Source organism: Kitasatospora sp. NPDC059817, from assembly GCF_042731835.1.
Classification (GTDB): domain Bacteria; phylum Actinomycetota; class Actinomycetes; order Streptomycetales; family Streptomycetaceae; genus Kitasatospora.
In genome coordinates this window covers 1-13,766 of record NZ_JBHWIR010000145.1, presented here as the reverse complement: position 1 = coordinate 13,766, position 13,766 = coordinate 1, and the positions used below count along the sequence as shown (strand labels likewise).

Genomic DNA, 13,766 nt, shown 5'->3' with positions numbered 1-13,766 from the left:
CACAGGCAGCTGGCGGGCGGGACGGCGGGTGCCCTTCAGACGGACAAGGCCAGCGGAACAGGCCTAGCGGAACAGGCGGTCGCCGCTGTTGGCCATGCGGTGGGTGCCGCTGTGGCGGTTCACCCAGTCACGGACGAGGTTGATGGCGTTGGCGCACTGCCAGCTGTTGTCGTACTCGCGCACGCCGGTGAAGGCGCCGTAGCCGGCGATGATGCCGTCCACACCCGCGTCGCCGAGCAGCTTGTCGACGTACCACGGGTCGTTGTAGGTGGCCGTCCAGGACAGCGTGGCCGCGAGCCGCCCGGCGGCGCGGTCCCCGGCGCCCTTCTTCAGCTCCGCGCACGTGTTGTAGGTGGCCTCCGTGCAGTTGCCGAAGCCCTTGGTGATGTCGGTGTCGCCGTAGTCCATCGCCCGGTGACCGGCCGGGAATCCGGAACCGGACCGGTTGAAGGCGCCCTGGACCTGGTCACGGGTGCCGGTGGACGTGATGCCCTCCAGCGGGCCGAGCTTGCCTTCCAGGCTCTGCCAGCCCCTGCCGCCGACGTCCGGGGTGTTGCCGCCGTGGTACTCGAAGAAGCCGTAGAGCACCTGGATCCCGGCGGCCGTCAACCGCTGCGCCTTGTCGCGCAGTCCGGCGACGCTGCACGTGCGGTTGGGCTGTTCCCCGCAGTAGTTCGGGTCCTTGATGTCCAGCCAGACCAGCGACAGCCGGCGTCCGGCGTTGGCGTTGGAGAGGATGCGGTCAATCATGCTGTCGAAGCTGGGGCCCAGGCGGTTCTCACCGGCCGAGGAACAGTCGTGGTAGGCGCGCCATTCGTTCGGGTTCCACCAGGCGCAGACGTCGATCTCGATGGCGTTGGCGCCGTGGCCGAGCGCGGCGTCCACGCCGTCCAGGGTGTCGACCCGGTGCGCGATGGCGTAGATCGCGTGTCGCGAATCGGCCGCCGCCGCAGGGGTCGTACCGAGCGCGGTGAGGCCGACGATCCCGCACAGTGCCGCCAGCAGCGCCAGCACCTTCCGCGCGCCGGTGCCGTGCCTGAGGTGAGTGGTCAAGAAACGTGCTCCTCGATGTCGGTGCCCTGATGCCGTCGCTGATGGACGGCCGCCCCCGATCCAGGACTGGTCATGTCCGCCTCAGTCTGCCACTGGTTCGTGCCCGGTACGGGGGGAACAGTGCAAATCCTCCGCTAAAGTCCGCCGCGCGAGGCCAACTCGGCCCGGAGCGCGGGCAGCTGCTCGTCGGCGGACTCGTGCGGCAGGAACTCGACCGGATCCAGGAAACGGAACAGCACCCGGCTCTCGGTGACGGCGTACTCGTAGTCGCCGAACCCGACCACCGCCCCCGTGCCGCCCCGCACCGCCCCGCGCACGGCGGCCGCCGTCAGCCCGTCCACACCGCCGTGCGCCGTAGCCCGGCGCCGGGCGTTCGGCCGGGCCAGGTACGGGCACACCATCGCCGCGTAGAGCATGCAGGCCCGGTGGCCCGGTCCCTCCATGGTCGGCGCGAGGTTGCGGTACGGCCGCCCCTCGGCGAGCGCGGCGCCGATCGCCGCGCTCTCCGCCGCCCCGACCACGCGCCACACCGGGCCCCGGGCCATGAATCCCCCGCACACCGAACAGAGGCGCTCCAGCGCGCAGTTCGCGCTGCGCTCGTGGTCGGTCAACGCGAACTGCGGCTCGCCGCCACGCCAGGGCGTGATCGCCGGCACCGGGTAGCCCCGGACGTCCCGGGGCCGCTCCCCCACCCGCTCCGGCATCGGCACGGCATCGAATCGCACGCCCCCATCCTTGCCGCCCCCCGCGCCGCTGTCGACCTCCGACGCGGCGGGGGCGCCCCCCCCCCGGGCGGCCGCCGGCCGGGCGGCGGGCGGCGCGGCGCGCGGGGGGGGGCGGGCGCGGGCCGGCCCCCCCCCCCCGCGGGGCGGGCGCGGGGCGGCCGGTGGTCCGGGGGCGGCTCCTGGTGGAGGGCCGGGCGGCGGGCCTCAGTTCCAGATGCCGGTGATGTCAGCGGCGTTGGCCGCGTTGCCCGCGTGGGTGGTGGCGCCTGCGAGGTCCTCCAGGGTGCGCAGCACGTTGTAGTGGTTGTAGGTGGCGGCGGAGGTGCTGCCGGGGGTGACGTGGGCGCCGTAGAAGACGGTCGGGATGCGGTTGCCCGCGAGCCGGTTGTCCTCGTCGAAGGTGACCACGAGCAGGCTGTTGTGGCTCTTGGCCCAGGTCGCGTAGGCGCCGAGGTTGTTCTTGATCCAGGTGTCGCCGGTGCCGACCGAGCAGTCGTGCATGTCGCTGCAGAGGTTCGGTACGACGAAGGAGACGTTCGGCAGGGTGGTGTAGTCGGTCGGGAACTGGGCGAAGGTCCTGGCCGAGTTCAACGGGACGTTGCCGAAGCCGAACCAGGGGTTGTGCTTCTGCGCGTACTTGCCGCTGCTGCACGTGGTGCTGCCCTGGGCGGGCAGGGTCTCGTTGTAGCTGGCCCAGGTCCTGCCGGCGGCGGTGACCTCGGAGGCCAGGTTGGGGCCCTGGAGGGCGCCGACGGAGACGCAGCTGTCGTCGGTGACGCCCTGGGTGGAGCCGGAGAACAGGGCGTAGTAGTTCGGCTGGCTGGGGTGGGTGATGCCGAACGACTGGGTGAGGTTGGCGCCGCCGGTGGCCAGGGAGTTGAGGTACGGGGCGCTGCTGCTGCCGACGACCTGGTTGTAGGCGTGGTTCTCCATCACCACGACGACGATGTGGTCGGGCGCGGGCAGGGCGGCGGCCTGTGCGGTGGAGGCGGTGGCGGCCCAGAGGCCGGCGGAGGCCACGACCAGCGCGGCCACCGAGCCGAGGGCGGTGGCGGTGCGGCGGGAGCCGTGCTTGGTGGACGAAGTCATGACAATTCCTCGGGTAGGGAGCGGCCCTGGCGCGGACGCTCGATCAGGGCTGCGCGACGAACCGGTCCGGTACGGCGTCTAGTACGGCGTGCCGTTGGCGAAGTCGCGGGCGGCGGTGGACTCGACGGTGGTCAGCACGCCGGAGTCGGTGGTGATCAGGCCCAGCTCGCGGTTGTTGTTCAGCGAGTTGTCGGAGAAGTTCTCCGAACCGGCGAACACCTTGGCCGAGGGCGTGCCGTAGTCGGCGACGATCGCCTTGGCGTGGATGTACAGGCCCGTGGTCGAGGAGTAGGTGACCACCTGGCCGCCGGCCGTGACCACCTGGTCGAAGTAGCTGCTGTAGGACGAGGGGTTCATGCCCACCACCCGCACGGTGACGCCCCGGCCGGCGGCCGCGGCGACCGCGTCCACCAGAGCCTGGTCGCCGAACTCCAGCTGCTCCAGGTCCAGCGTGTGCTGCGCGCCGTTGATCAGGTCCAGCAGGCGGGCCTGCGAGTCGGTGGGCGACCAGACCAGGTTGTCGCCGTCGGAAGGGGTGATCGAGGTCTGGGCGTAGTCGGCGGCGAAGACCTGCTCGATCGCGGCGACGTCGTTGGCGTCGGTGTCGACGACGCCGAAGTCGCGGCTGCTGGAGTAGTAGGTGGAGTCCAGGTTCCCGGTCAGGATCAGGGACTTGGCGCCGTCCACGGTGACGGTCTTCTGGTGGGTGTAGACGAACGCGGAGGAGGAGTACGTCACCCCGACGCCGGCGGCCCGCAGGGCCGAGTAGGCGGCGCCGTTGACCGAGGTGTGCCGGCCGTCGAGGATCACCCGGACGGTGAGGCCGGCCCGCCGGCGGCCGATCAGGGCGTTGACGGCGGTGGTGTCGCGCAGCTCGTACATGGTCACGTCGACGGAGCGGGTGGCCGAGTTGATGAGGTCGTAGACGACGCCGTGGTCCTGGTCCGGGAACACGATCGGCGTGTACGTGGCGGCGGTGGCGGCGGTGGCGGCGGTGGCGGCGGTGGCGGCCTGGGCGGTGCCGGACAGCGGTATCAGACCGGCGGCGGCGAGCAGCAGCGCGCCGGCCCGGCGCGCGGAGGTGGCCAGGGGCATGCGGAACTCCACGATCGGTGAGGGGGGAAGGCCTGGGCGAAGGTGCGGGAGCACGCGCGAGGCGCCCGAACAGCATCGGGTGGATCGGTCGACGCGGGTAGACGACAGCAGGTAAAACCTTGACCCCGGGTCGGGAAACGGATGGTGCGGCCGATCCGGTTCACTTTGCCAGCCACCGGCCCCGCCGGTGATAGTGGATCTTCGAGGACGTGGCCGGACGCCGCGTCAGCCGAGTGAGAGAACAGAGGATCATGGCGAAGATCAGCCTTCTGCGTCCGCTCGCGGTGGCGGCCGCGGGTGTCGTCCTGCTGGCGACCGGAGCCGCGCAGGCCGTGGCCGCCGACCAGGGCACCACCAGCGCTCCCACCCCGGACACGGCCGCGGTGCGCGCCGCCCTCCAGGCCGCCACCGACGCGGGCGCCCCGGGCGCCTTCGCGGTGATCCGCGACCACGGCGACGCCGAGTCCACCCGGTCGCTGGCCGTCGGCAAGGCCGACCTGGACGGCACCCCGATGAACTCCTCGTGGAGGTTCCGGGTCGGCAGCAACAGCAAGATGTTCAACGCCGTTCTCGTGATGCAGCTGGCGGAGCAGGGCCTGATCGACCTCGACAAGCCGCTGCGCGACTACCTGCCGGCCGGCACCCTGCCGGACACCTGGACCATGACGGGCCGCCAGGTCATGGAGCACCGCGCCGGGATCTACGACCACACCAACGACCTGCTGGAGCAGGCCGGCGAGGAGACCACCAGCGCCTTCGAGGCGCGCATCCGCACCAACGTGTACGCGCCGCGCGACCTGGTGGCGATGTCCGTCAAGCACGGCCAGCAGTACACGCCCGGCAGCCGGTACTCCTACTCCAACACCGACTTCGTCCTGATGGGCCTCGCGGTCGAGCACCTCACCGGCCGCCCCTACGAGGACGTCCTGCGCGAGCGGATCATCGAGCCGCTGGGCCTGAGCAAGACCTCCTTCGTCGTGCCCGACCAGGAGATCCAGGGCGCCCACGTCACCGGCTACCTCACCAACGACAACCGCAGCAAGCCGCTGCTGGACTCCACCCAGCAGACCGGCTCGTGGGTGTGGACCGCCGGCGCGGTCATCTCCGACGCCGCCGACCTCGACCACTTCCTCACCGCGCTGATGGCGGGCAGCTCCGGCGGGCTGGTCTCGGACGACTCGCTGAAGCAGATGACGGCCGCCCTGGCCACCCCCACCGCCAAGATCAGCTACGGCCTCGGGCTGCGCCGCATCTCGCTGTCCTGCGGCGACGTGTACGGCCACGGCGGCATCGTCCAGGGCTTCCAGACCCAGTCGTTCGCCACCCCGGACGGCAAGCGCTCCGTCGTCGTGTTCGCCAACGCCTCCAACAACGGCTCCGTGACGCAGGGCCTGATGAACGCGCTGGAGCCGGCCTTCTGCGGCAAGAAGCCGGCCGTCGCGCCGCGGAACTCGTTCGCCCCGAGCGCCTTCGCCGAGAACCACTCGCTGCCGGTGGTCGAGGACACTCGGATCTGACCGACCCGCACAGTCCGCCGCTCACGCGCCCGCACGGCCCACCCGCCGTGCGGGCGTGCGCGTTCCGGGCCCCGGGCCCCGGGCGTTCCCTCGTGCGGACCTCACCCCGTCCGGCGCCGCCCCTGCCGGGGGCCGTCCGCGCTGAGGTCGGTGAGCGCCTCGGTGAGGAGTTCGCGGGCCTCCTCGGCGCGGCCCTGCTCGATCAGGGCGGTGCCGAGCTCGGTGAGGGTCTTGGTCATGCTGTCCGGCCGGCCGACCTCCTCATAGTGGGTCAGGGCCTGCCGGTAGGCCTTCTCGGCGGCCGGCCAGCGCCCCAGCGCGGCGCGGTCCAGGCCGAGTTCGTGGGCCGTCATGGCCGCCGCCAGGTGCATCAGCGGCGAGGACCAGCGCTCCACCAGCTCCAGCGCTCCGGCCAGCGCGCGCCGGCGGGACTCCACCGCCTCCTCGGCCCGGCCCGAGTCGCGCAGGCAGTTGGCCGCGCCGCGCAGCGTGACCAGCCGGCCGATCCAGCCGGCGCGGCTGTTGACGGCGGCGAAGGCGTCCGCGGCCCGGTGGTAGGCGTCGATGGCCTCCCGGTGCCGGTGCAGGTGCCGAAGGCCCGCCGCGAGGTAGGTCAGCGCCCAGCCCTCCTGCTCCCGGGCGCCGATCCGGCGGGCCAGTTCCAGCCCCTCGTTGGCCAGGTCGATGCCGCGCTGGTAGCGGTGCAGGCAGGTGACGTACGTCCACGCCAGGTAGTTGACGTGGACGGCCTCGGCCAGTTGGTCGCCGCAGGCGCGGGCCGCGTCGACCGACAGCTGGAAGACCTCGGCCCAGATGTCCCAGCTCAGCAGCCGGTCGGAGAACCAGTGCATGGCTTCGGCGGTGTCGATCACCTCCCGGTGCCGGCCGGCGGCGAAGGCCTGGTGGAGGGCGGCCAGCCACTCCGGGTGCTCCTCCTCCAGCCAGCGCGCCGCCTCGGTGAGCGGCACCGGGGGGCCGGTCCGGTCCGCGTCGGCGTCGGGGTCGGCGTCGGGGTCCGCCGCCGCGTGGTCCGGGTCGAACCGCAGGCCGTACTCGGCGGCCCGGTTCAGCAGCCAGTCACCGGCCCTGGCCCGGGCCTGCGCCACCGCCTCGGGGCCCTCGTCGGCGTCGAGCCGCTCGCCCGCGTAGAGCCGGACCAGGTCGTGCAGCCGGTAGCGCTCCGGGGTGGCGAGTTGCACCAGCCCGGCGTCGATCAGCTGCTCCAGGACGAGTTCGGTCCGGCCGGGCGGCAGGCCCGCGTAGGCGGCGGCGACGGCGGCGGTGAAGTCGTGCCCGGCGGTCAGTGCGGAGCGGCGCAGCACCAGCTGGGATTCGGCCGGCAGCCGCCGGTAGGAGAGCGCGAAGGCCGGGCGGACGGCCAGGTCCCCGGTTTCCAGCAGGTCCAACCGGTGTTCCTCGGCGGCCAGTTGGCGCACCAGATGGCTGACCGGCTGCTGCGGGCGGGCCACCAGCCGCTGCCCGGCGATGCGCAGCGCGAGCGGCAGGTATCCGCAGAGCCGGGCCAGTTCGGCGGTGGCGTCGGGCGCCGCGTCGATCCGCTCGCGGCCGGCGATCCGGGCCAGCAGGTCGGCGGCCTCGCCCGGGGCCAGGGCGTCCAGCCGCAGGCGGAGCACCGACTCCAGTCCGGGCAGGGCGTTGCGGCTGGTCACCAGGGTCACGGCGGGCCCGGAGCCGGGCAGCAGCGGGCGCACCTGGCTCTCGTCGGCGACGTTGTCCAGGACCAGGACGAGCCGGCGCTCGCGCACCAGGGCCCGGTAGAGGCCGGCCCGCTCCTCCGTCCCGGCGGGCACCGCGTTGTCGGCGACGCCCAGGGCGCGCAGCACCTGGCCGAGCGCGTCGCGGGCGGAGAGCGGGGTGGCGGCCATGCCGCCGAGGTCGAGCGAGAGCTGCCCGTCGGGGAAGAAGGGGGCCAGGGTGTGGGCGGCGTGCAGGGCGAAGGCGGTCTTGCCCAGACCGGGCTGACCGCTGATCAGCACCACCCGGGGGTGGGCGGGCCGGTCGTCCTCGGCCAGCTCGGCCAGCAGGGCGAGGGCGTCCTCGCGGGCGGTGAAGTCGGCGATGTCGCGGGGCAGCGCGAGGGCGCCGGGCACGAGCGGGGCGGCGGGCGCGGCGTCCCCGGTCTCGGCCGGTCCGACGGGGGCCGGGGCGTGAGCGGGGGCGGCCGGCCCGCGGGTGGGGGCGGCGGCCGACACCGGCCTGGTCCCCCGGGGGCGGCCGCACTGGGCGGCCCGGTCCAGCGCGGCGGTTTGCGGGGCGTCCAGGCCCAGCGTCTCGGCCAGGGCCCGGACGGTACGCCGCTGCGGCCCCCGGGTGCGGCCGCGCTCCATGTCCCCGACGGCGCGCAGGCTGACGCCGGCCGCCGCGGCGAGCTCCTCCTGGGTCAGGCCCGCCGCCACCCGGTGCCCGGCCAGCAGGCGGCCGAAGTCGCCGACCCCCTCGGAGTCCGTGCCCGTTCCCGTGCCGCTCACAGCCGTCATGTCCCGCCCCTGCTAGCGCCGTTACTTCTGCCAGGCGTTGTGCCTGATCGACCGTCCCAGGCAGAAGTATGCCCGGGCAGAAGTATGCCTCGTACCCAGCTCTTTCCCAGCATCGAGCGCCCAGCTCAGGCGCCGGGCACCCCGGTGCGGGCCGCGGCGTCCCACCCGTTGGTGGGGCGGCCGCGCGTGCTGGTTCTGCCCATAGTTCCGCCTGTGGTTGTGCCGATCGGACGGGACGGGCAGGGCGAGCAGGACGGGCAGGGCGAGCGGGACGGGACGAACGGGCGGGACGGGGCTGCGGCGGCGGGGCGGCGCACCGTCAGCGCTCCCCCGCCGCCAGGGCCCGGGCCTGCCGTCTGGCGACGGCGCCCTCGGTGGTACGGCCCAATTCGCACAGCAGGTCCGCCAGCAGGCCGTGGGTGCGGGACTCCAGCCCGGTGTCACCGACCGTGCGGCCCAGGGCGACGGCGAGTCGGGCCGTGGACAGGGCGGCGTCGCGGCGGCCGAGCGCCTGCAGGGCGCGGGCCCGGCTCTGGGTGGCGAGGACGGCCTCGACGCCGGAACGGGTGGTGGCGACCCGGACGGCCTCGTCGGCGTGGACCAGGGCCGGGCCGGGGGCGCCGGCCAGGACCAGCGCGTCGGCGAGGTCGGTGAGCGCGCGGACGAGCAGGTCGCCGACGGCCGGGGTACGGGCGGCGCTCACCAGGTCGGTCATCAGCGGCAGGGCCTGGTCGTAGCGGCCGGCCCGCAGCAGTGCACCGGCCACCCGGGCCCGGCAGTGGTGGCGCAGCAGTTGGTCGCCGGCCCGGTCGGCGGCGGCCACGGCCCGTTCCAGCTGCTGGACGGCGGTGCGGTGGGCGGCGCGGTCCACGTGCAGGACGGCGAGGTCGGTGGCCAGCCGGGCGACGGCCGCCTGGTCCGCGCAGCCGTGGGCGGCGCGCAGGCCGGCCTCGGTGACGGCGCGCCAGTGCGTCCGGTCGTGGCCGGTGGTCTCGTACAGCAGGCCTATCCGGTGGGCGAGCTGCCAGGATTCGGCGGTCCGGCCGAACTGCTCGGCGCAGACCACCACCGCGCGCAGCGCGCTCTCCTCGCGGCGGAACCAGGCGGCCGCGTCCGCCGGGGCCGCGCCGCCGCCCTCGGGCGTCCAGGCCGCGGTGGTCCAGCCTCCGGTGGTCCAGGCCGCGGTGACCGCGAGGTAGTGGGCGATCAGCCGGTCGAGGGCGACGAACCGGTCGTCGCAGGTGAGTTCGGCGGCCTGCCCGGCCGCGTAGCGCCGGACCAGCTCGCGCCGGGCGTAGCGGCCGGGCGTGGTCTCCTCCAGCAGGTGGACGGCGTCGAGGCGGGTCAGCAGGGTGCGGGTGGTGGCGGGCGGCAGGTCGGCGAGCGCGGCGGCGGTGGCGGTGTCGATCACCGCGCCGGGGTGCAGGCCGAGCAGGGTGAACAGCCGGGCGGGGGCGGGCGGCAGGGTGCGGTAGGTGTGGTCCAGGGCGGTGGTGACGCCGATCGGGCCGCGGTCGGTGCCGGCCAGGGTGGCGAGGCCGGTCTGCTCGTCGGCGAGTTCCGCGGCCAGGTCGCCCAGGGTCCAGCCGGGGCGGGCGGCCAGCCGGGCGGCGGCCAGCCGCAGGGCGAGCGGCAGGTGGTCGCAGGCCGCGGCGAGGTCGGCGGCCGCCTGCGGTTCGGCGGCGACCCGGGCCGGGCCGAGGGTCCGGGCGAGCAGTTCGGCCGCGTCCTCGGCGCCGAGCACGCCCAGCGGGAGCGGGATGCCGCCGTCGCGGACCAGCAGGTCGCGCAGCCGGCTGCGGCTGGTGACGACGACGACGGGGGTGCCGGGGGTGCCGGTGTCCCCGTCCCCGTCCCCGGGGTCCCCGCCCCAGGCCGGCCCGTCCCCCGGCGGGGGCGGGTCGGGCAGCAGCGGGGCGAGCTGCTCGTACGAGCGCGCGTCGTCCAGCACGATCAGCAGCCGGCGGCCGGCCAGCAGTTCCCGGTAGCGCTGCTCCCGCTCCTCGGGCGAGGCGGGCAGGGCTCCCGCCGGCTCGCCGAGGGCGAGCAGGAACCCGGCCAGCACGTCGGCGGGTTCGCGGGGCCCGGCCGGGTCGAAGCCGCCCAGCTCGGCGTGCAGGACTCCGTCGGGGAAGTGCTCGGCGGACCGCTGCAACCAGTGCTGGACCAGGCTGGTCTTGCCGACCCCGGCCGGTCCGGTGACCAGGATCGGGTGGCCGGACCGGACGGCGGCGGCCAAGGCCTCGTCGAGCCGGGCGAATTCGGCCGACCGGCCGGTGAACCTGCGGTCCGGCGCACCGCGCCTCGGAAGCCGGGCGGGTCTGGGCGGCCCGTCCCGCTCGGGGCCGTCCGCCGACCGCTCACCGGCGTGGCGCAGCTCCGGACCGGGCGGGCCGGAGAGCCGCGCCACCGCCCGGTCATACCAGGCCGCCGCCTCGTCCCGGCGGCCGGCCTGGTCGAGGCAGCGGACCAGCCGGGCGGCCAGCGTCTGCCGGGTCGGGTGGGCGGCCGCCGCCTCGGCCAGCTCGGCGGCCAGCTCGCCGCCGCGGCCGGCCCCGAGCAGTCCCTCGGCGAGCCGGTCCAGGGCGCGCAGCCGCAGGTCGGTGACGTGCGGCAGGGTGCGCTCGCGCAGCAGGACGGACCCGCAGTCGACGAGGGCCGGGCCGCGGAACAGGTCCAGGGCGGCGCGCAGCAGGGGCACGGCCGGATCGTGCGGCTCGGGCTCGGTGCTCGCGGCGGGCGCGGCCGGGGCGGGCCGCAGCACGCCCGCCCGGTCGCAGAGCCCGCGGAAGTGCAGCAGGTCCACCCGGTCAGGGTCGCCGGCCAGCAGGTAGCCGGCGCCGCGGGTGCCCAGGGTGAGCCCGGGGCAGTCGAGCAGTTGGCGCAGGGCCGCGACGTGCCCCTGGAGCGCGGCGCGGGCGGTGGGGGGCGCGTCGCCGTCCCAGACCAGCTCGATCAGCTCGTCGGTGCCGACGGTCTGGTTGAGCCGGATGGCGAGGGTGCTCAGCAGCGCGCGGCGTTTGGGGGCCGAGGGTGTGACCGTCGTCCCGTCGTCCCGTCGTACGGCGACCGGCCCGAGCAGGTCGATGTGCATGCGGCCCTCTCCTCCCCTGTCGCCGATCGGATCCGCCGCCGACGACAACCTCCGGCGTCTTCCCGGCGTCGTCAGAGGATAGGCCTGGTCCGGTCACGTGCACGCGGCCGGATGGGGTCTGCTCGGGATTTGTGGATCTTGTCGGGTCGAACGCGGGCCCCGCAGGTTCCGCAGGGCCCGGACTCGGCGTCCGTTGCGCCGGGCGCCGCCACCCGGTGGCGCCCGGGGAGCGGGCGATCTGGCGCGAACAGGACACTTCAGGGCACTACACTGCTCCACCCCGGGGCACGCCCGGGACATCAATGGGGCGGGGGGACGCCCTGCCCGTCGTGGGGTGAAGTGGGGGTACTGGTGCGGATTCGGCTCCTCGGCCCGGTGGAGCTGCGGGCCGGGGCGGACGGCTTCGCCTCGCTGCCGGGGGCGCAGCGCAGGGCGATCCTGGCGCTGCTCGCGTTGCGGCTGGGCCGGGTGGTCGGGGTGGACGGCTTCTGCGAGCTGCTGTGGGGCGAGCGGCCGCCGGCCAGCGCCCGGGCCGCCTTGCAGGGGCACGTGGCGGCGCTGCGCAAGGCGATCGCCGACACCCCGTTCGTGCTGCACACCCGCTCGTCCGGCTACCTGCTGGCCGGTCCGGCCGAGGAGGTGGACGCGCTGTGCTTCGAGGCGCTGACCGACCGGGCCGCCGAACAGGCCGGGCTCGGCTGCGCCACGGCGGACGCGCAGGCGATCGCGCTGCTGGAGCAGGCGTTGCGGCTGTGGCGCGGCGAGGCCCTGGCCGACCTGCCCGACACCGCCGTGCGCGCGGCCGTGGTCGACCAGCTGGAGCAGGCCCGCACCGCCGCCGTGCTCAGCTGGGCCGGGCTGCGGCTGCGCCAGGGCAGCGGGGTGGCGGCGGTGCCGGCCCTGGAGCAGCACGTGCGGACGGACGGGCTGCGCGAGGAGCTGGTGGCGCTGCTGATGCGCTGCCTGCACCAGGCCGGGCGGCCGGCGGACGCGCTGTCCGCCTACCACCAGGCCCGGGTGCGGCTGGACCGCGAGCTGGGGATCCGGCCCGGCACGGCGCTCCAGGCGGCGCTCGCCGAGGTGCTGTCCGGGGGCCGGGCCGAGCAGCCGGCCCCGGCCCGCTCGGCGACTCCTCCGGCCGCGCCCCGGGTGCCCCGTCAACTCCCGCGCCGCCCGGTCGACTTCGTCGGCCGGGACAACGAGGGCCACTGGCTGGACGGCGAGTGCGGCCCGGACCGCGCCGGTGACGGCCTGGCCCTGGTGGTCGGACCGGCCGGGGCCGGCAAGAGCGCGCTGGTCACCGCCTGGGCGCACCGCCGCGCCCCGCACTTCCCGGACGGGCAGCTGTTCGCCGACCTGCGGGGCCTCGACCCGGCCGGCCCGGCCGACCCGGAGGCCGCCCTCGGCGGCTTCCTGCGGGCCCTCGGGGTCTCCGAGGGCGCCGTCCCCGAGGACCGGGACGGCCGGGCCGCGCTGTACCGCGACCGGACCAGGGGGCGACGCCTGCTGGTGGTCCTGGACGACGCCGCCGATGCCGACCAGGTCGCCGACCTGCTGCCGCAGGGGCCCGGCTGCGCCGCCGTGGTGACCAGCCGCGGCTCGCTGGAGGGGCTGGTGGCCGCCGACGGTGCGGCCCTGCTGCGGCTGCCCCCGCTGCCCCAGGACGACTCGCTGCGATTGCTGGAGCGCGCGCTCAGCCCAGACCGGCTGCGGGCCGAACCGGCCGCCGCCGCCGAACTGGCCGGGCTCTGCGACCACCTGCCGCTGGCGCTGCGGATCGCCGCGGCCCGGCTGGCCACCCGCCCGGACTGGACGATCGCCGAACTGGTCGCCGAACTCGCCGACGAGCAGACCAGGCTGCCCGTCCTGGACGCCGACGGCGCGACCGGCGTCACCACCGAACTCCTCCTGACGTACCGCCGCCTCTCCCCCGGTGCCGCCGAGCTGCTCACCCTCCTGGCCGCCCACCCGGGCCGGGAGGTGGACACCCTGACCAGTGCCGCCGTGCTCGGCACCGACCCGGCCACCGCCCGCCGGTCGCTCGGCGAACTCGCCGCCCACCACCTGCTCACCGGTGCGGCGCCCGGGCGCTACGGCCGCGCCGAGCTGGTCCGGCTGTTCAGCGCCGGGCTGCTCGCCGAGCAGCCCGAGCCGCGCCGGCGCCTCGCCCGGGAGCGGCTGCTGGACTACTACCAGGCGGCGCTGCGGCAGGGCGGCGAGTTCATCGAGCCGGGCCAGGACGGTTTCGACACGCTCGTCCACCCGCCGCGGGCCCTGCCGCCGGCCGACGGCATCCGCGCCGCGCTGGACTGGTTCCAGGCCGAGGAGCCCGCGATCCGCGCGCTGATCACCGGCACCGCCGACGACCCGGACCGGGTCTGGCGGCTGGCCCAGGCCGCCGGCCCGCTGTACTACGGCTCCAGCCGGTTCACCGACTGGCTGGGCTGTCTGCGCGCGGGCGTCCGGGCGGCCGAGCGGTGCGGCGACGAGCTGGCCGCCGCCCAGTTGCACGGCTCCCGGGCGAACGCGCTGCTCGGGCTGGAGCGCCGTCAGGAGGCGGCCGAGGCGGCGCGCCGGGCGGTGGCCCCCCGCCTGGCCGCCACCGGGCCCGCGGGCCGCGCCCCCTACCCCCCCCCGCCCGCCACCCCGACCCCGTGGACCCCCCTACCGGGGCCCGCCGCCCCCCCCCCCCCCC

At 75.6% G+C, this 13,766-nt stretch carries 8 protein-coding genes; 2 read left to right on the top strand and 6 right to left on the bottom strand.

Annotated elements, in window-relative coordinates:
* Nucleotides 1-63: 63 nt before the first annotated feature.
* From ACFV61_RS26150 to ACFV61_RS26135, 4 genes are all read right to left on the bottom strand, one after another.
* On the bottom strand, nt 64-1,053 hold the full coding sequence (locus tag ACFV61_RS26150) for a hypothetical protein (protein WP_063350563.1): 990 nt from the start codon (nt 1,051-1,053) through the stop codon (nt 64-66).
* A 134-nt stretch (nt 1,054-1,187) separates the two neighbouring features.
* A complete protein-coding gene (locus tag ACFV61_RS26145) occupies nt 1,188-1,778 on the bottom strand; it encodes a hypothetical protein (RefSeq protein ID WP_380494217.1) in 591 nt (196 codons plus the stop codon).
* A gap of 204 nt (nt 1,779-1,982) precedes the next feature.
* The gene (locus tag ACFV61_RS26140) at nt 1,983-2,867 is read right to left on the bottom strand and encodes an alkaline phosphatase family protein (protein ID WP_380494216.1); all 885 of its coding nucleotides are present in this window, start codon (nt 2,865-2,867) and stop codon (nt 1,983-1,985) included.
* A gap of 78 nt (nt 2,868-2,945) precedes the next feature.
* The gene (locus ACFV61_RS26135; RefSeq protein ID WP_380494215.1) at nt 2,946-3,962 is read right to left on the bottom strand and encodes a phospholipase D-like domain-containing protein; all 1,017 of its coding nucleotides are present in this window, start codon (nt 3,960-3,962) and stop codon (nt 2,946-2,948) included.
* A gap of 251 nt (nt 3,963-4,213) precedes the next feature.
* Here ACFV61_RS26135 and ACFV61_RS26130 point away from each other — a divergent pair, with 251 nt between their 5' ends.
* Complete coding sequence (locus ACFV61_RS26130; RefSeq protein ID WP_380494213.1) at nt 4,214-5,479, top strand: serine hydrolase domain-containing protein; 1,266 nt, start codon at nt 4,214-4,216, stop codon at nt 5,477-5,479.
* 101 nt (nt 5,480-5,580) lie between these two features.
* Here ACFV61_RS26130 and ACFV61_RS26125 read toward each other — a convergent pair whose 3' ends face one another.
* Nucleotides 5,581-7,977: an ATP-binding protein gene (locus ACFV61_RS26125; RefSeq protein ID WP_380494211.1), complete on the bottom strand. Its 2,397-nt coding sequence runs from the start codon at nt 7,975-7,977 to the stop codon at nt 5,581-5,583.
* A 319-nt stretch (nt 7,978-8,296) separates the two neighbouring features.
* Complete coding sequence (locus ACFV61_RS26120) at nt 8,297-11,071, bottom strand: BTAD domain-containing putative transcriptional regulator (protein ID WP_380494209.1); 2,775 nt, start codon at nt 11,069-11,071, stop codon at nt 8,297-8,299.
* Nucleotides 11,072-11,422: 351 nt separating this feature from the next.
* Here ACFV61_RS26120 and ACFV61_RS26115 point away from each other — a divergent pair.
* Nucleotides 11,423-13,766, top strand: a 2,344-nt coding sequence (locus ACFV61_RS26115; RefSeq protein WP_380494207.1) for a BTAD domain-containing putative transcriptional regulator, incomplete at its 3' end; no start/stop codon positions are given.